This is a genomic window from Halostagnicola bangensis (assembly GCF_054653435.1).
Genome location: NZ_BAAIGG010000002.1, coordinates 788,802 through 805,959 on the forward strand (window position 1 = coordinate 788,802; position 17,158 = coordinate 805,959).

General features: G+C 60.0%; 14 protein-coding genes. 6 read left to right on the forward strand and 8 right to left on the reverse strand.

Annotated features, from left to right (window positions below; genetic code table 11):
- Window positions 1-38: 38 nt before the first annotated feature.
- From ACYQ14_RS05590 to ACYQ14_RS05600, 3 genes are all read right to left on the reverse strand, one after another.
- Window positions 39-173, reverse strand: coding sequence for a DUF7503 family protein (locus tag ACYQ14_RS05590; protein WP_283834460.1), 135 nt, complete (start codon window positions 171-173; stop codon window positions 39-41).
- A gap of 249 nt (window positions 174-422) precedes the next feature.
- A complete protein-coding gene (locus tag ACYQ14_RS05595) occupies window positions 423-1,349 on the reverse strand; it encodes a DUF368 domain-containing protein (protein WP_459885709.1) in 927 nt (308 codons plus the stop codon).
- An 89-nt stretch (window positions 1,350-1,438) separates the two neighbouring features.
- Window positions 1,439-4,465 carry an oligosaccharyl transferase, archaeosortase A system-associated gene (locus ACYQ14_RS05600; protein WP_459885712.1) on the reverse strand — a complete coding sequence of 1,009 codons (3,027 nt, stop codon included), beginning with the start codon at window positions 4,463-4,465 and terminating at the stop codon, window positions 1,439-1,441.
- A gap of 230 nt (window positions 4,466-4,695) precedes the next feature.
- On the opposite strand from ACYQ14_RS05600, the gene aglG reads away from it, so the two are divergent.
- The gene (gene aglG / locus ACYQ14_RS05605; RefSeq protein WP_459885714.1) at window positions 4,696-5,637 is read left to right on the forward strand and encodes a glucosyl-dolichyl phosphate glucuronosyltransferase; all 942 of its coding nucleotides are present in this window, start codon (window positions 4,696-4,698) and stop codon (window positions 5,635-5,637) included.
- 6 nt (window positions 5,638-5,643) lie between these two features.
- Entirely contained in the window at window positions 5,644-6,591 is a 948-nt protein-coding gene (locus tag ACYQ14_RS05610; RefSeq protein ID WP_459885717.1) for a glycosyltransferase, read from the forward strand.
- A gap of 87 nt (window positions 6,592-6,678) precedes the next feature.
- Here ACYQ14_RS05610 and ACYQ14_RS05615 read toward each other — a convergent pair whose 3' ends face one another.
- Together ACYQ14_RS05615 and ACYQ14_RS05620 are read right to left on the reverse strand one after the other, a co-directional pair.
- Complete coding sequence (locus tag ACYQ14_RS05615) at window positions 6,679-8,124, reverse strand: lipopolysaccharide biosynthesis protein (RefSeq protein WP_459885720.1); 1,446 nt, start codon at window positions 8,122-8,124, stop codon at window positions 6,679-6,681.
- A gap of 191 nt (window positions 8,125-8,315) precedes the next feature.
- On the reverse strand, window positions 8,316-9,581 hold the full coding sequence (locus ACYQ14_RS05620; RefSeq protein ID WP_459885723.1) for a glycosyltransferase family 61 protein: 1,266 nt from the start codon (window positions 9,579-9,581) through the stop codon (window positions 8,316-8,318).
- Window positions 9,582-9,731: 150 nt separating this feature from the next.
- Here ACYQ14_RS05620 and ACYQ14_RS05625 point away from each other — a divergent pair, with 150 nt between their 5' ends.
- The gene (locus ACYQ14_RS05625; protein WP_459885726.1) at window positions 9,732-10,487 is read left to right on the forward strand and encodes a hypothetical protein; all 756 of its coding nucleotides are present in this window, start codon (window positions 9,732-9,734) and stop codon (window positions 10,485-10,487) included.
- On the opposite strand, the gene ACYQ14_RS05630 is transcribed toward ACYQ14_RS05625, so the two are convergent.
- Both ACYQ14_RS05630 and ACYQ14_RS05635 read right to left on the reverse strand, forming a co-directional pair.
- On the reverse strand, window positions 10,478-11,491 hold the full coding sequence (locus ACYQ14_RS05630; RefSeq protein WP_459885729.1) for a hypothetical protein: 1,014 nt from the start codon (window positions 11,489-11,491) through the stop codon (window positions 10,478-10,480). The two genes, ACYQ14_RS05625 and ACYQ14_RS05630, sit on opposite strands and share 10 nt — an antisense overlap.
- Window positions 11,492-11,681: 190 nt before the next feature.
- Window positions 11,682-12,548 carry an alkaline phosphatase family protein gene (locus tag ACYQ14_RS05635; RefSeq protein WP_459885732.1) on the reverse strand — a complete coding sequence of 289 codons (867 nt, stop codon included), beginning with the start codon at window positions 12,546-12,548 and terminating at the stop codon, window positions 11,682-11,684.
- A gap of 344 nt (window positions 12,549-12,892) precedes the next feature.
- On the opposite strand from ACYQ14_RS05635, the gene ACYQ14_RS05640 reads away from it, so the two are divergent.
- The 3 genes from ACYQ14_RS05640 to ACYQ14_RS05650 all read left to right on the forward strand — a co-directional run bounded on the left by ACYQ14_RS05640 (window position 12,893) and on the right by ACYQ14_RS05650 (window position 16,341).
- Window positions 12,893-14,380, forward strand: a complete 1,488-nt coding sequence (locus ACYQ14_RS05640) for a sulfatase family protein (RefSeq protein WP_459885735.1) — start codon at window positions 12,893-12,895, stop codon at window positions 14,378-14,380.
- A gap of 115 nt (window positions 14,381-14,495) precedes the next feature.
- Window positions 14,496-15,236 carry a UTP--glucose-1-phosphate uridylyltransferase AglF gene (gene aglF, locus ACYQ14_RS05645; protein ID WP_459885738.1) on the forward strand — a complete coding sequence of 247 codons (741 nt, stop codon included), beginning with the start codon at window positions 14,496-14,498 and terminating at the stop codon, window positions 15,234-15,236.
- A 121-nt stretch (window positions 15,237-15,357) separates the two neighbouring features.
- Window positions 15,358-16,341 carry an SDR family NAD(P)-dependent oxidoreductase gene (locus ACYQ14_RS05650; protein ID WP_459885740.1) on the forward strand — a complete coding sequence of 328 codons (984 nt, stop codon included), beginning with the start codon at window positions 15,358-15,360 and terminating at the stop codon, window positions 16,339-16,341.
- 37 nt (window positions 16,342-16,378) lie between these two features.
- Here ACYQ14_RS05650 and ACYQ14_RS05655 read toward each other — a convergent pair whose 3' ends face one another.
- Complete coding sequence (locus ACYQ14_RS05655; RefSeq protein ID WP_459885743.1) at window positions 16,379-17,104, reverse strand: diphthine--ammonia ligase; 726 nt, start codon at window positions 17,102-17,104, stop codon at window positions 16,379-16,381.
- Window positions 17,105-17,158: the final 54 nt, after the last annotated feature.

Consider the following 17,158-nt stretch of genomic DNA (forward strand, 5'->3'; position numbering starts at 1 on the left):
ACAGCTGTACTTCTCGGATAGTTTGTTGAGACGAAGTCTTACGGGCCAACCTGTGTGTACGTCCCAGCGGCCGCCGTTCCAACCTGGCTGAGCAACAGCACCAGAGTGAACAGCGCGCCGATCATTCGTGGGTGCGATACGAGGTAATCTTTCATGGCATCTGTTGCGGACATTGCATTCTATCGGTTGTTGCCACTGGTAATAAATTTATCTTATGTTCTCAGAGATTTTTTATGTAAAATATATCTCCAAAATAATAAGTTCAGCGTATTGCGAGAAGAGAAATGCAAGCAGAGAGACGATTTCCTCGCCTCATTTCCATCAGATCTGGATTCTAAGCGACGATGGAAACGAGTGCATCGACACCGACGGGCGCAGTATCGGGGAGAGCACAATTCACCGAACTACCGTCGCTCAGTCCACTAATACTCGAGATCGTCGGTGTTCCGGTCGACGATCAGTACCGCGAATCCACCGATTATCGCGGCGAGCACGGCGGCGATCGGCGATCCAGCAGTCGTCTCGTTGAGATTCCCCAGCACCTCCTCGAGTGGCAGTCGAAGCGCCCCGACCATCAAACTGACGAGAAAGACGAGCGTCGCGGCCCGGTACCGATCTAACGCGTGCCGAACGAGATGAGCCATCGAAAACAACCCGATAACGGCACCGACACCGAAGACGGCGACGATACCGCCCGCATCGATGATCGGAGTGAGCGATTCGCCGTTGACGAGTCCGAGTACGCCGTCGACGAACGTACTCAACACGCCGGTCATGTACTCGTACTGACCGAGTATGAGGAGGAAAAAGGCACCCGACACGCCGGGCAACACCATCGCACAGATCGCGACGGCACCGGCGAGAAAGACCATCGGCAGGCCGTGAGAGGCGTTAGTACCGGTGACTCCGGTAATGGCGAGCGCGAGCAGGATCGCGACTGTCGCTACACCGAAGCGTTTGGGCGTCCACGTCTCGATATTGCCGTACAACACGACAGCCGACGCGGCGATCAAACCGAAGAAAAAGCCGTACGTCGGTACTGGCAGCGAGTTCACCGCATAATTCATCAGTCGAGACAGGGCCACGATCGCCGTTGAGACACCGAGTCCGAGCGCCAGCAAAAACAGCGCATCCGTTCGTTCGACCAACTCGAGCAACGCCTCGCGCCCCTCCGGAGTGTGAACCCGGACCGCCGGGCCGAACTCCCGCGGATCGATCGCCGTAATCGCACGGATCATCCGATCGTAGATGCCGACGATCAGCGCGATCGTCGCGCCCGAAACCCCCGGAACGACATCGGCCGCACCCATCGAGAACCCCTTACAGTAGACCAGGAGAAATTCACGCATCGCTCGAGGGTATTCTGGGTGTCGGGAAAAGCGTTCTCACTTGCTTTGGACGTGTCAAAACCGAAATGAACCCACGAAACTACTTCCGGTTATTCCGCGTCGGCCGCAGTCTCGTCGTCTTCGTCATCTTCTTCGGTTTCGTCCTCGCCGTCAGCTTCAGTTTCGTCTTCATCACCGTCGTCCGCTGTTTCGTCTTCAGCGTCATCGTTTGTTTCTTCGTCGTCATCCGCTTGTTCGCCCTCGTCAGCCGCTTCGCCGTCATCCGCTTCCTCGCCGTCTTCCACGTCGTCAGCCGGATCGCCTTCCTCGTCGTCTTCGGCCGGTTCGAGCTCGATGCCGTCAACCTCTTCTCCGTTGACCACCGCGGTCTCGGAGACTTCGACTTCGCCGTAGTACTGGTGGACGTAGTCCAGGCCGCCTTCGGTGGACGTCACGGTGAGGTTGTAGTCCTCGAGCGCCTCGACGCTACTCTCGGTGTAGCCGTCGTCGACATCGAGTTCTTCTTCGGTCGCATACGGTACCGTCAGCTCGAAGCTTCCGTCATCTTCGATGTCTGCTTCCTGCGCGTAGCCGACCGTGCGTTCGCCTTCGGTCTCGAGCTCGAGCGCCGCCGTGATCATCGCGCTGTCGTCGCCAGCGAGCTCGTCGTCGTCGATGGTTCCGGAGATCGTTGCGCCTTCGACGCGCTCGAAGGTTTTAACGCCGGAACCGATCCGTTCGTCGAAGATTTCGACGTCGTACGGCGATTGTTGGTGGATCTGATTGAGTTCGGTGTTGAGTGCCGACGAGTACTCTTGGTTGACGCCCATCTGTGGCTGGCCGTCATCCATGAGGACTTCATCGCCGTCCATGATGGCGTAACTGATGAAGGTGGTCGTCCGGATGTTGTTCTCGTGGACGAGTCGATAGTTCTCCATCCCGTGGGCATCGTCGAAGTACAGCTGCGAGAGCATCGTCTGGCCATAGAGCGTCTCATCGATGAAGTCGTCGTCCTCGAGGTCGTCGGCGGTGATGGTCTCGCCCTCCTCGTAGTCCGCCGGGAGCGAGTACGCCTGTTGGTCGGGGCCGGTCCACTGCGTGATCGCACCGAACTTGCCGCCGGCCATCGAGCCGTCGATCATCACGTAGCGCATCTCTTCGTTGCCCTCGTCGGCTTCCTCGAGAGCGGCCTCGAGTTCCTCGTCGGAGACGTCTTCCCAGTCGACGTCCGCGTCATCCCTGATCGCGTCGAGGATCATCTCACCGCGTTCTTCCGAGTCGGCGGTAAGGTACGCCGAGGAAGATCGAGCGTTTTGCTGGAACGGGTTCGAGTGTGGAATCCGCTCGGACTGGGTCGTTATCAGGTGGCCGTAGTCCCACCACGACATGACCCCGTAGGCGCCCTCAGGGTACTGATAGTCACCGCCGTCCGGATAGTCGTAGGTGCCGTAATAGTCGAGTTCGCTGGCGTTGTCCGCACCGCCGTAGTTACCCGGTTCGGGCGTATTTTCCGCGAGCCACTCGTTCGACGGCTGCCAGATCATCGAATCGGAGTGTGGTGACGGACCGGGATTGCCTTCCTCTGGATCGGGTGCGGTCAGCGTCCAGACGCCCCCGCCGACGGCGAGCGGGATCGACGCGAAGACGACCAGTACAACCATCCCGATAACGATTATCTGGTAGGTTTCGATCTGTCTGGCGCTCTCGAGGCCGGCCTCGAGATCGAGATTGATAATCCGTCCGATGTCCGCGATGAACACCGCGTTGAGCACGGCCACCGCGAGGACGAGGTAGTAGGAGAATCGAACCTGCGTCGCGGCCATACTCGTCAGGAATATCGCCCAGATGATCACGAGCGTGTGTTCGGCGCGGAACTCGCGACCGAAGTACGGTCTCGCGATGAGGAACGCGATGCCGAGCAACATCGTGTAGAATGCCGCTCCGAACTCATTGAAGACGTGCGTCGAGAGGAAGTCATCCGGTCGCTGCGCTTCCTGGATCGTCGCATCAGTGTCGACGCCCCCGAACGGGAACAGCCGCCGAACGAGATTGTCGTAGATCGTATCGAAGAGTTCCGGAAGCGCCAGCGCCATGGTGAGGAACGCGATCAGAATCAACCCGCCGATCGCCGCCGGGTAATACATCCGGTCGATATCTCGGTTGTTCCACTGGCGTGCTAACCAGGCCATGAACACACAGCCGACCCCGACTAACAGTGCGGCGGTCGGTTGGACGTAGCCGAAACTCGTCGCGCTCGAGCTCCACTCCTCGATCAACAACGCCGTAATGAGCGCAGTGACGCCCATGCTGACTGCACCGACGTAGGCGACGTGATCGGGCGAAACACCCCGAACGTAATCGAAACAGAGCTGAACAGTGAAGAAGATCGCGAAGATACCGACGAGGACGACGCCCGGCGGCCAGACCCAGATGTAGAGTGCGAGCCCGAGTCCGGCGAGCGCGCTGTAGATCGTGGGCGCACGAAGCGTCCCCCAATCCTTGTCCAAAAGCAGTTCGTAGATCGGCTGATCGCGTTCGGCCGACCGAAGCGCGACCATCATCGCCAGAACGGCGATCGCCATGAACAACACTTCGGCGACGTGGTGTTGCAGTTGTCCGACCGTGGTTCGGCTGAGGAACTGGCCGGGGACGAGCGCGAGAATAACGATCGAGACGATGCCGCCGAACGTGCCACCGAGCCGTCGGCCCATGAAGAACACGGGGATCGCGACGAGCGCGGCCATCACGGGAACGGACAGTATGGCGACGGTAAAGAGCGTCTCGGAGGAGGGATCACCCAGGCCGACGATCATCGCCGCCGTGACGATAAGCTGATCGAACAGGGTGCCGAACTGGCCGACGTATCGTCCGGACGGAAACCCGGTAAACACGTCGAATGGCATCGTATACGGATAGTTCTCCGATGTCCACTCGATCGTCCGCCAGTGATAATACGAGTCGATTCCACCAAGCATCGGCGTGCCGTCTTCGTACGTGAAGTTATTCTGGGGCCGGACCCGGACCCAGTACATAAATAGCATCACAATCCCGATAACGGGAAGATGATACCACTGCTTCAACGTCTCGAGGAAGGAAGACTCCGTTTCCTCTCCGACGTGTTCGGTGTCGGTACTCATTCACTTGGAACTGTCCCAAGCCAAGAATAAGCTTTGTCATCTCCTCGTCGCCTCAACTATCGGATTATTCGATATATTGGGGGCTATCTCCGGTGAATACGCTATTTTATCAGTTGAACGGTAAATCACGCAATCAGTACGGTACGAGTCGTATCTCCGTTTCGGCAGAGCCGACACTCACGACAGCCGAACGAAAAGGCTTATTCGCCGTTCACCGTAACCGACCGTCGATGAAGGTCTCCGTCGTCATTTGCACGTACGCGATGGAGCGCTACGACGTCTTTTCCGAATGCGTCGATAGCGTCCTCGCACAAACGTACGACCCCCTCGAGACCGTGATCGTCGTCGACGGAAACGAGGACGTCTTCGAGCGCGTCGAAAACGACTACGGGGAACACGAGGGCGTTACCCTGCACTGTAACGACGAGAACCAGGGCATCTCCTACAGCCGGACGAAAGGTGCCGAACTCGCCGACGGCGAGGTCGTCGCGTTCATCGACGACGACGCCGTCGCTGAACCCGACTGGATCGACGAACTCGCTCGAGTCTACGAGGAGACCGACGCGAACGCCGTCGGCGGCCACGTCGCGGCCGACTGGGTGACCGAAAAGCCCGATTTCTTCCCCGCGGAGTTCTACTGGCTCGTCGGCTGTGACGAACGCGGGATGGGCGAGCACATGGAGGAGTTGCGAAACACCTACGGCTCGAACATCTCCTACCGACGAGACGTGTTCTTGAACGTCGGCGGATACGACCAGAACACCGGCCGCAAAGGTGACAGGCATATCCAGGCCCACGAAGCCCCGGTCTGCATCCGAATCGCGAACAAGTACGGAACCGGCGTGATCTACAACACGGACGCCGTCGTCCACCACAAGCTCTTTGACTACCGCGGGGAGTTTCGCTGGCTCGTCTTCCGTTCGTTCTGGCAGGGCTACTCGAAGCGGATCATGGACCTGCTCCTCCCCGAGGCGTCGGGCGATAAAAACGACTACCTGAAACAGCTCATGCTCGGGTTCGTGCCGGCACGACTCAAGAGCCTCCTCGCCGGCCCGTCGCTTCCGAAGGTCAAACAGCTCGTCGCGATTTTCGCCTTCACCGCGGCCGTCGGCTTTGGCTACCTGTATGGACTCTCGAAATCGACCTCGTCGCTGATCGGCGAGGAGTCCTGATCGACGATGCCTTCAAATCGTCCGCTTCGAGTCCTCCACCTGACGACCTCTCGGGAGGTATTTTTCGACCAGCAGATCGAGACCCTCGAGGCCAAGGGCGTCGACACGACGGTGGTCGTGGTTCCGGGCGAAGACCAGATCGACGGCGACATGGGAAGTGGCCGCGGTGCATGGGAGTACTTCGAGTACTTCCCGCGCGTGCGACGAGCGCTCCGGGACGGCGACTTCGACGTAATTCACGCGAATTACGGACTTACCGCCCCCTACGCAATCACCCAGCTGTCGCTTCCCGTCGTCCTCACGCTGTGGGGATCCGACGTCGTCGGCTTCGACGGGTACGTAACGAAAGCCTGCGCCCCGCGCTGTGACGCGATCACCGTTCGGAGCGAGGAGATGCGCGAACTGCTGGGCCGGGACGCACATATCCTCCCGAGCGGCATCGATCTCGAGCGCTTCGAACCGATGGACCAAGCCGAGGCCCGCGAGCGAGTCGGCTGGGAGTCGGACAAAAAACACGTTCTCTTCCCTTACTCGCCCGACTACGAGCGCAAAAACTATCCCCTGGCCGAGCGCGTCGTCGAGGGCGCTCGAGCGCGCCTCGAAGGCGATATCGAACTCCAGACCATTTCCGGGATCGACCACGAGGAAGTCCCCGTCTACATGAACGCCGCCGATGCGTTATTGCTCACCTCGAAACACGAAGGCTCACCGAACACGGTCAAGGAGGCGATGGCCTGCGATCTGCCGGTCGTCTCGACCGCCGTCGGCGACGTGCGCACGCGACTCGCCGATGTCTCGCCCTCGGGCGTCGGCAAAACTCAGGACGAACTGGTCGATCACCTCGTCTCGGTTCTCGAGTCAGAAACCCGCTCGAACGGTCGCGAAGAAGTTCGGGAAGTCAGCTGGGATCGGATCGGAGACCGGATTCTCGGAATTTACGCGGACGTTTGCTGATCGGGGCTGTACCGAGCGGTCGCCGTCGTTATTCAGCGACCGATACCACTCGCCGGATTCCGAGACCGGACGATAGAGTAATCGCGGTTATCGACCCGTGACGCGCGGAATTTCGATCGGTGCATTGTTTCGAACGACATCACGGAAGTGAGGTGACATCGCGAAGAGGACGACTACGTACACTACGGCACCGCCTGCGACGATCGCCGCGGTGACAGCCGTTGACTCGAGGCTCTCCGAGGGTGGGCTGACGAACGTCGTGACAGGATAGACGACAGCGCCCATCGCGATGGCTGCGAGCCACTGGCGAGCGATTTCGACCAGTGGCAGTTCGAACTCGAGGTGGTGACCAAGCGCATAGAACGCGCCGATGAGTCCCAGCCCAGCCGATAGCGCCGTTCCGATCGCAGCACCGGTCCAGCCGATAGCGGCGACGAGACCGACGTTTGCGACGACGTTTGAGACGATGAACAGACCGTTGACGCGAAACGCGATGTCCGGCCGATCGAGCCCGTTGAGCGTGTTGAGCAACTGATCGAAATACGAGTACAGTAACGAACCCAACAGCAAGATCGGAAGGACGTACTGGCCCTCGATGAATTCCGTGCCGTAGATCGCCAGCACACGGTCACCGACGAGTATCCCGCCGATGATTCCCGGAATGAGGACGAACCCCGCGAACGCGAGGGCCTCCGTCGTCAGGCTCGCAACGTGACGGTGCTCGCCGTCCGTATCGTGCTTACTGATCTCGGGGAACATCGCGGTACTGATCGCGGATCCGAAAATCAGGAAGAACGAACACAGCGCCCAGACGATGGAGTACACGCCGACGAGCGCGCTCGAGACGAGCGCCCCCAAGACGAGAATATCGACTTCACTGAACGTTTTGCCCTGTACTCGCCCGATCCACGCGTACTTCGCGAAGTCAACGAGTCGTTTGTAGTGACGACGCGTGGGCCGCTCGAACGGCGGTGTGAGCACGATAGCGGCGACGAATGCGGACATCATCCAGCCCGTCGAGTAGCCGATGAGCATCCCCGTAAGTTCCAGTCCGGCGAGGACGAGCGCGACCTGGACGAGCGCCCGACCACCGATTTTCAGGGGCTTGAGAACAGCATAGATGTGCACCTTGTGCTGGCCCTGCAAGGCTGCGTTGAACAGGGAGTTACACAGAACCGCGACCAACATGAGGATCACGATGAGGTGGACGTCCTCGCCGACGTAGGCGTTCAATTGATCCTGGAAGACGAGCACGCCGATCGCGAGAACGACGAATATCGACCCGATGATCGATGCGCCCGCCCAGAAGTACGCATACGAATCGGTCTCCTCGCTCATGCGCTTGGTGATCGCACTCGAGAGGCCTATCTTGCCGCCGATACCGAGCCAGGTGACGACAGCCAGCGCGACGGAGTAGTAGCCAAGAACTTCTGCACCGAGGACGCGAGCGAAGTAAATCGTCGCGACGAAACCGATCGCCGAGGCGGCGATCTCGGTAACGAACTGGAGGAACGACGTTTGACCGATTCTCATAGTTGCGTCGAGGTGGCGTCGACGGCCACCCGTCTGTCCGCTTCTTTCGGTGCCACGGCTATCAGTCTGATCATGTGTACGAAAAGCCCTTATGGAACGACTCGAGCGGCTGGGACAACTCAAGGGGCAGACATCGAGCGGCGGCTACTCTCGACTAGAATCCGTTCTGTGTCGCCGTCGGCTCGCGGCGATCACAGGAGCGGTTCGGCCGAATCGGTTACCGCCGCGACGTCGACCCGCAAATCGTCCCCGACGGACTCACAGAGGTAATACTCGTACTCAAGGCCGAGCGCGGCGGCGAGCATCCAGTAGGTCGGTTTGATCTTGGAGCCGAACAGTTCGACTACCGCACAATCGTTCGCGAACACGGAGTTGGCAAGGCCGGCCCCGTGCGGAGCAACAACGATATCCGCTTCGAGAAAGAGTCGGACTTGCTCGGCGAACGAGAGCGACGAGAGCGTGTAGCGTTCGAACCCGCGGTCTGCGAGTGAATCGAGGAGTTCGTCTCGGTTGCGGACCCGTCGCCGGTCGGCATCCGAACGCGAGATGTACACCCGTCGACCGCGGCCCGCAGGGCGGGGCTCGATTTCGGAGCCGGTGTCGGAACGCTGCGAGGACGTCGTTTCTCGAGCGACGGACCGGAGCCACCGGCAGGCAGCCGGCGACGTGAGCTTGTACGACAGATCGTACGTGAACCGGTGGGCGTAGATCGACCGGGGCTGCTCGAGAGAGCGAACCGAGGGCACGAGCAATCCTTCAACCGTCGTCGGCTCCCCGGTCCACGTTTCGACGCGTTCAGGTCCGTACCCGAAAAACGCGAGCGACTCGAGAACCCAACTCGACGCGTTATCCGGAACGAGAATTGTCGCGCGCTCGCCAGTCTGTTCTTCCCACCGCCGGAGTCCCTCGAGTCGCGGGAGCGCGGTCAACACCCAGTGGGAGTAGCCGCCGAGACAGCCGTCGACGAGCGAGCACACCGTCTGCAGGCGACGCTCTCCCTCGCTCGGAGTCCCGAGGGACGATTGATCCCACAGCGCCCGCCTGAGCAGGGACGGGTTCGCCAACAGCGACTGCTCGAGTGTGTCGCGCCGACCGAGCGACGTCTCGAGGAGCAACGAGCCGTCCGGCCGAACGGATAGGGCGTCTCGCCCGATGAGTCGAGCCCTCGGCAGTCGGCAGACGAACGGTTGCTCGAGCGAAAACGAACCGGCCATCCGCTCGAGTTCCGAGGGTGCACTCGACGGAGCGTCGAGCGTGATTGACTCCTCGGAGCCGAACGCGAACACGTCGGCACCCGGCGTTCGGGCGAGCTCAGCGCGCCTGAGGTAGCTAATTCTGGTATCCAGTGCGAGTTTGCCCGCGAACAGCCTCGGCGCGGCCCCGGTTTCGATCCCGCGTTTGAGCAATTCGAGGACTCCGACGTCGCGAACTTTCTGTCGAACTCGTCGGAACGGCATATGAATCGTTCCAAAAGCAGCGGATAAGTCGCTGACGGTTCGAGCCGGAATCGCTAACGGTTCAGATCGGAACCGTTGCCGGATCGGAGTCACTGCCGGTCCGGCTCTAAATCACGGATTATTTAGTCGATCTCTCCGTACCCCAGATCAATGACACTACTGGAGAGAACGCGATCCGTTCTCTCTTCCGGCGGAGTTCGCGGTCTCGTCTCGTCCGGACGAGCGTTTCTCTGTCATCACCCGCTTCTGGTCCGGGCGCTCGCGCGCGCCCGATTGAAATATCACCGGTCGGTAGGCCCGTACGACGCCCTCGCGGACCCGTTTACGCTCGTCTCAGTCGATCCAAACGAAATTTCGGTAGCCAACAGATCCATCGACAAGTACCTCGCGACAGGGGCCGTTCGAGGGGGCGACTGGGACCTTCGGACGACCCCCTACGAGGCGTCGATCAAGCACCGCTCGGTCGAGCAGCGGTACATCGACGGCAAGGCGTGGACTGAGACAGACATCTACGGCGAACTGTGCCGCCGAATCGACGAGGAGGGCGAGGCCGACGGCTGCTTCTCGAGAGACGACCTCGAGCGTCGATACGAGCGGATCGACCGACTGTACGAGAGCATTCGAGATCACGGGTACGATCCGACGAAGCAGTACGAGGGTGCCGACTCGAGAATAGCGTCGTCGCTCGATCAGGTCTGTGTGAGCATCGGACGGGACGGGGAACTCGTCTTTTGTGGCGGCGGGAACCACCGATTGTCGATCGCCAAAGTGCTAGAACTGGAGGCGGTACCGGTTCGGGTCGTCGTTCGACACGCACGGTGGCAGCAGCGACGTGATCACGTCGCACGGACCGGGGAGACCGAGTTATCGTCCCACCCGGACCTCAAGGACATCCGTCAGCGGTAGCCGAACGCTCGAAGTTTCTCCTTGAGGTCCGCTTCGTCCACTGAATCGTACCGCTCCGGCGGATCGGACGTGATCGTCCGCCGTTCCCCGTCGTCGATCACCAGCCAGGGAACGAGACACAGTTCAGAAGTATGGAGGTAGATCGGGTGTTCGTACCGCTTCCGGAACAACGGGGGTACGCGATCGCCGATTAGTTCGCCGTGGTCGGCAGTGATAACCGTCTTCCCTTCGAGGTGTGACAGGAGTTCCTCGAGGCGTGCCAAAACGACGTCCAAATTTTCGTCGTACGCCTCCCTCACCTCTTCGTCAGTCACGTCGATACCGTCCATCGCGGGTGCCTGAATCGCCTGAATAGCCCTCGAACCGTCGTCCGGTTCGTCGCCTGGTTCGTCCCAATCGTCCATTCCTCGTTCGATAGTCATCCCTCTGACATCGACATCGCGCTCGATTTTATCCCGAAGCTCCTGCCCGGTAGATCCGATATAGGGGGCATGCGGTTGCATAAAGTGCATAATGAGGCGTTTGTTCGGGTTTCGATCGAACGCTTGCTTCGACTCCTCGACGACGCCACTCGGCGGAACCGTCTGGAGGTCTTCGTCCCAGTGGTCGAAACACGTGATAACCGAGTGAAACGTGTCGTCACCGGCCGCGGTATAATACGTATTCGCGGTGACATAGACCGTATCGTGGAGGGTTCGTCCCGTAAAATTCCCTTCGATAAACTCGAGACTCGACGAGCCTCGAGAGACCCGGCGTTGGAGATCGCCGTCGACAGTATTGCGATCTTTGAACGCGTCGTACCGGCACGCGTCGAGGATGATCAAATTGTCCCAGTCTTCGCTCATCACGTCGGTCCCTTTCCCGTATCTGAGGCGAAAGATCGCGTTCGTGATCGCGTAGGAAAAGTACTGGGGGTTATCGGCGAAGAATTTTACGGATTTTCGACAGAGTCCGGTAAGCCCGTGACGATTGTAAACGTCGGCCGCATTGCGTAGGAGACCCATGTACGCGAGGAGTGGCACTGATCAGTATAAAGTTCCTATGTACGCGGAAGAACAGGATTCGGGACGACACTTCATCCGCGAAAATCTCTATCTGCGAGAAGCGTGACGACCGTCGCGGTCCGGGAACGAAGTTCGACGGTAGGGGTAGATCCGTACGCCACAGTTCGACGGGCAGGGGGAGTCGATACGCCTATAGGTACCCTAACCCTTTCAATCGTTCCTCGGCCGAGGTCGTCCGGGACGGTAACTCCTCTCGGTCCGGTTCGTACGTTTCGGTATCGACGGCAGACGTTCTGATCCAGGGTACCCGTCGAACACAGGGCAATGGACACCCGATAATATGCTTGTAAAACCCGTACTCGCCGAAGGCTTCCCCATGGTCGGCAGTGATAACGACTCGGTCCATGTCGGTATTCTCGAGCAGTAATTCCACGTCATCAAGAACGTACCGAAGGTTCTCTAGGTACAGTTCCCACACCGTTTCGCGAGAGACGTTTCCGGCTTTGAGGTCGTCGAACGGTTTCTCCAGTCCCTCGTCGGCGAGCGGAAACGGATTGTGGGGGTACATATAGTGGACGATCAGTTTTTCCGGATCTCGAGATCTGGCGGTGGAGATCGCTCTATCAGTGGTAAACCGAGGAGGCTTGCGGTTGAAGTCGCCCGCTTGCTCGTATTTCCACAACTCCTCGAGGTAATCGAAATCGTCGTCGTCGACGACGTCGTAATCCGTCGGGCCGAACGGAATAGCGTCCCGAACCGGCGGATGGTCCTTTCGTTCGAACACCGACTCAGTATACGGGTTCCCGGTGATATACGACGTCTCGGCTATGTCGTCCTCATGTTCTCTGGTGAACGTAAGCGGCATCCATTCGAAGGATGTACTGCCGACAGATCGGATCGAATCGACCGATTCGATGAACTCGTATTCGGGCGCAACCTCCTCGATCGCATCGACCCTGCACGCGTCCAGTATGACCAGCATATCCCACTCGCGATCGTAGACGTTCGTTCCGATCGGCACTCGAGAAGAGATTTCTAAGAGGAAAGAAACGTACACAAAATACATGCTCCGAATGATCCGTTTTACAAACGGTCCATCGTCGGAACGGAGATGATCCACGCTTTCTCGCACCCACTGGGAGAAACTGACGGGCATGGGAGCAGATTGAGATTCGACTGGCATGTCTTTTTTGATTAGTTTACGCCGTTCGGGGGACGCTAATCCCGTTTTACGCACGGCTACGCCGTTAACCCCCGCCAGGTCTCGAGTCGCCCTCGACGAACAGCGAATACGCGACGAGGAGCCGAATTGAGCGTCGGTGCGGAGACGGCGACGACTCGTCGGGCGTTTAGAGACTGTGGATCATCACGTTTTAGACGGAGAACTGAATACTAACGGTGATGAACGTACTCGTGGTCGTCGTCGATGCCCTTCGAACGGATCGGGTGGGTGCCTACGGCGGGCGTCCGGTGACGCCCACCATCGACGAGCTTGCCGCTTCCGGGACGCGCTTCGAGCGGGCCTACAGCACGATCAATGCGACCGACCCCGCGTTGACCTCGCTACAGACCGGCCGACTTCCGCGAACACACGGCGTCGTCAATCACGGATCACACGTCACGGACGCGGAAAAGCGAGCGATCGAAGGGACACCGACGCTTCCGGTTGCCCTCGAGGAGCAGGGGTACGATACGGGCGCGTTCGGTCGCCCCCTCGGTCGCTGGCATCGACGGGGCTTCGATCGCTATCCAGAGCTGTCCTCTGCCCACTGGCGTCTCAAGTCCCTCGAGAAGTCAGCGAGCAGTTTGCTGTACGGAATTCACCCCGCCATCGGAGACACGATATCGAGGACGTACAACGCCCTCACCGGTCGAACGGGAAGCGACGACGAGAACGGCGTGGTCGAGCAGTTTACTGACTTTCTCGACGACGCTGAGGAGTTCTACTCGCTCGTCCACCTGATGGACACGCACACGCCCTACGACGTGGACGACGACCTCGTCGAGCGCTATCTCGAGGAGTACGACTACGAGAACAGGCCGCTCTCGGAAGTTGCGTCGGAGTTCCCGACGGGCTCGATCACCGCGAACAGTCTCACCCCCGGCGGCGTCGTCAATCAGGACAACGAACGGTGGGAGGACCACAATGTCGGCGTCGGCACCGCGCTCGCCCGAGCCCAGTACGATGCGGCGGCGACCGAAGCCGATCGAACCATCGACGGACTTCTCGAGGCCCTCGAGACCCGCGAACTGCTCGAAGAGACCCTCGTCGTCGTCCTCGCGGATCACGGAGAGTCACTCGGCGAACACGACATCTACTTCGAACACCACGGGCTCTACGAACCGACCGCTCGGATTCCGCTCATTGTTCGGCCACCCGGCGAGAGCGTCGAGCAGTCCGACGAACTCGTGAGTATCACCGATGTCGCACCCACGGTTCTCGACATCCTCGATGGTCACGACGATCTCGAGGAGTCCGCGTTCGATACCGACGGACAGTCCCTTCGACCGCTTCTCGAGGACGAAGCGGGCTGGGAGAGTCGGGATTCGCTGTTGCTCGAGGAGGCGAACACCCAGCGATTCAGGGGCGTCAGAACCGACCGGTGGAAGTACCTCGAGGCGGTCGACGGGGATCCGACCTGTCGGTACTGCGAACGGTCCCACGGCGCGAGCGAGCAGTTGTACGACCTCGAGGGAGATCCCGAGGAGACGGACGATCTCGTCGACGAGCGCCCCGAGAAGGCGGCCGAACTTCGAGACGAGTTAGCCGCCTCGATCTCGGCTCACGAAGCGCGATCCGAAACGTCGGACGGTTCGGACGGCGAGGGTGTAGAGTACGACGACGAGGAAGAAGTACTGGACCGGCTCGAGTCGCTCGGCTATAGATAACTCGCCCGCTCCGGAATTGCTTCGAGAATCTCTCGAGGTGAATTATCTCTTGAACGGACACGATCCTGTCGAAGTAACCGAAAGTATTTGTCTTCACGTAGTGACCGTTTTCGATATGCAGGCTGTCGTCCTCGCCGCAGGCAAAGGTACACGCCTCCGGCCACTCACAGAAGACAAGCCGAAGGTCCTCGTAGAGGTCAACGACAAACCGCTCATCGAGGACGTCTTCGACAATCTCCTCGAGATCGGCGTCGACGAGTTCGTCGTCGTCGTCGGCTACATGAAAGAGAAGATCATCGAGCGCTACGGCGACGAGTATCAGGGCGTGCCGATCACCTACGCGCACCAGCGCGAACAGCTCGGTCTCGCCCACGCGATTTTGCAGGCCGAACCCCACATCGACAACGATTTCGTCCTGATGCTCGGCGACAACATTTTCCGCGGGAACCTCGGCGACGTGATCAACCGTCAGCGCGAGGACCGCGCCGACGCCGCATTTCTCGTCGAAGAGGTGCCGTGGGAAGAGGCCTCCCGATACGGCGTCCTCGATACGAACGAGTACGGCGAGGTCGTCGAAGTCATGGAAAAGCCCGATGAGCCGCCGTCGAATCTCGTGATGACCGGCTTTTACACGTTCACACCGGCGATCTTCCACGCCTGTCACCTCGTCCAGCCATCCGATCGCGGCGAGTACGAACTCCCGGACGCGATCGACCTGTTGATCCAGTCCGGCCGGACTATCGACGCGCTTCGAATGGACGGCTGGCGTATCGACGTCGGCTATCCCGAAGACCGCGACCGAGCCGAAGAACGGATCACGGAGGATTCCGGCGTTATGGCCGAAACGACCGACTGAGAGCGCGAGACCAAGCGGAGAGACTCCGTTTGAAACGGCGACTCTGTGTTCCAGCTCGATTCACCTCAAAATCTGGCACGGTCCGTAAGCGACTAACCACCCCTTCTCATCTAGGGCAAATATGAACGTTCTCGTCACCGGTGGGGCGGGCTTTATCGGCTCTCACATCGCCCACCGGCTGGTATCGGACGGCCACCGTGTCGTTGTCCTCGACGTGTTAGATCCGTACTATAACCCGGCGATCAAGGAGCGAAACCTCGAGCTGTGCCGCGAGGAAGGCGGCGACCGATTTACGTTCGTCAACGGCTCGATCACCGACGAAGCGCTCGTCGACGAGGTCGTCTCCGAGCACGATATCGAGTTCATATATCATCAGGCCGCACAGGCGGGCGTCAGGACGAGCGTCGAGAATCCGAAGAAACCCCACGAAATCAACACGACCGGTCTCCTCAACCTCCTCCTCGCGGCCGACGAGCACGAGGTAAAACGGCTCGTCAACGCCTCCTCCTCGTCGGTCTACGGCGAGGTCGAGTACCTTCCCTACGACGAGGACCACCAGAACGTTCCCCAGAGCCCCTACGGCGTTACCAAACTCACGGCAGAACACTACTGTCGCATCTGGAACGACCTCTACGACGTAAACACCGTCTCCCTTCGCTATTTCACGGTCTACGGGCCGCGAATGCGACCCAACATGGCGATCACGAACTTCACCTCGAGGTGTCTCAACGGTCACCCGCCGGTCATCTACGGCGATGGACAGCAAACACGCGACTTCACCTACATCGACGACATCGTCGACGCAAATCTCTCCCTACTCGAGACCGAGGCGGCAGACGGCGAGGTGATGAACATCGGCTCGACGGGAACGATCGCGATCGAAGCCCTCGCAGAGCACGTTATCGACCAGACGGGTGCGGATGTCGGCATCGAGTACACCGAGCCGAAAGAGGCCGACGCGCGACACACCCACGCCGAGGTTTCGAAGGCCAACGAACTGATCGACTACGAGCCCTCGACAGAGATTCGCGACGGCGTCGGTCAGTTCGTCGAGTGGTACCGAGCGAACCGCGAGTGGTACGAACCGTTAGTGCTCGATTCCTGAAGCCGCGCACCCTCTTTTTGGAGCGTTCGTCATCGCACTACTCGAGAGTCGCCTCAGTCACTCGAATCCGTCCGCGGGTGCCGTCCCACTCGGTCTCGTACTCGAGGTCGATGCGTCGATCCATGTGCGGACCGTCGACGACCAGCGTTTCGAACTCGCCGCCCTCGCCGAGCAGGTGAACGGCGTACTCGTCGTTGAGTTCCGCGAGGTCCTCGAGCGCGTCCTCGTCCAGCGTCCGTCCCAGCCACGATTCGTCGAGGCCGTGGGCCGCGACCTGAACGATCACAATTTCGAATCCCGCCTCGAGCATCGCCTCGCCGAGTTCTCTCGGGTCTTCCTGCCAGAGCGGGGCGAAGAGATCGCAGTCCAGTCGGTCGCACATCCCTTCGATACGGCTCGTCTGGTACTCGCTCTCGACCGCGCCCGCGGTGAGGCCCGCGATTCCGCCGTCGAGATTGAGTTCGAGCTCCTCGAGGGCGGCTTCGAGCGGCTCCAGTTCGTCATCTCCTTGCGCGCCGGAATCCTCAGCGTTACCGGCATCGAAGTCGTCCGGTTCGACGTCGACCAGCGGGATTCCGACGCTCTCGGCCGCCAGCGTCGCGAGGTCCGTCTCGGGAACGTGATACATATACGAGTCGCCTGTCGGGTGGACGGTCACCAACCGCTCGACCGATAACCCGTGCTCTATGGCCTGATACAACGCCCACGAGGAGTCCTTCCCGCCGGAAAAGAGGCTGATCCACGCGCCAGCTTGGTCGCTCATGCGCTACGGTACGTCGCCGGGAATAAATGGATGCCGAGTGCGCGGCGACGTGGT

Excerpts from the sequence above, each read along its gene's own strand:
- ACYQ14_RS05640 (WP_459885735.1), top strand. The coding sequence starts at position 12,893 with ATGAACGTACTCGTGGTCGTCGTCGATGCCCTTCGAACGGATCGGGTG.
- ACYQ14_RS05615 (WP_459885720.1), bottom strand. The coding sequence starts at position 8,124 with ATGAGAATCGGTCAAACGTCGTTCCTCCAGTTCGTTACCGAGATCGCC.
- ACYQ14_RS05650 (WP_459885740.1), top strand. The coding sequence starts at position 15,358 with ATGAACGTTCTCGTCACCGGTGGGGCGGGCTTTATCGGCTCTCACATC.
- aglF (WP_459885738.1), top strand. The coding sequence starts at position 14,496 with ATGCAGGCTGTCGTCCTCGCCGCAGGCAAAGGTACACGCCTCCGGCCA.
- ACYQ14_RS05620 (WP_459885723.1), bottom strand. The coding sequence starts at position 9,581 with ATGCCGTTCCGACGAGTTCGACAGAAAGTTCGCGACGTCGGAGTCCTC.
- ACYQ14_RS05600 (WP_459885712.1), bottom strand. The coding sequence starts at position 4,465 with ATGAGTACCGACACCGAACACGTCGGAGAGGAAACGGAGTCTTCCTTC.
- ACYQ14_RS05655 (WP_459885743.1), bottom strand. The coding sequence starts at position 17,104 with ATGAGCGACCAAGCTGGCGCGTGGATCAGCCTCTTTTCCGGCGGGAAG.
- aglG (WP_459885714.1), top strand. The coding sequence starts at position 4,696 with ATGAAGGTCTCCGTCGTCATTTGCACGTACGCGATGGAGCGCTACGAC.
- ACYQ14_RS05625 (WP_459885726.1), top strand. The coding sequence starts at position 9,732 with ATGACACTACTGGAGAGAACGCGATCCGTTCTCTCTTCCGGCGGAGTT.
- ACYQ14_RS05590 (WP_283834460.1), bottom strand. The coding sequence starts at position 173 with ATGTCCGCAACAGATGCCATGAAAGATTACCTCGTATCGCACCCACGA.
- ACYQ14_RS05630 (WP_459885729.1), bottom strand. The coding sequence starts at position 11,491 with ATGGGTCTCCTACGCAATGCGGCCGACGTTTACAATCGTCACGGGCTT.
- ACYQ14_RS05595 (WP_459885709.1), bottom strand. The coding sequence starts at position 1,349 with ATGCGTGAATTTCTCCTGGTCTACTGTAAGGGGTTCTCGATGGGTGCG.
- ACYQ14_RS05610 (WP_459885717.1), top strand. The coding sequence starts at position 5,644 with ATGCCTTCAAATCGTCCGCTTCGAGTCCTCCACCTGACGACCTCTCGG.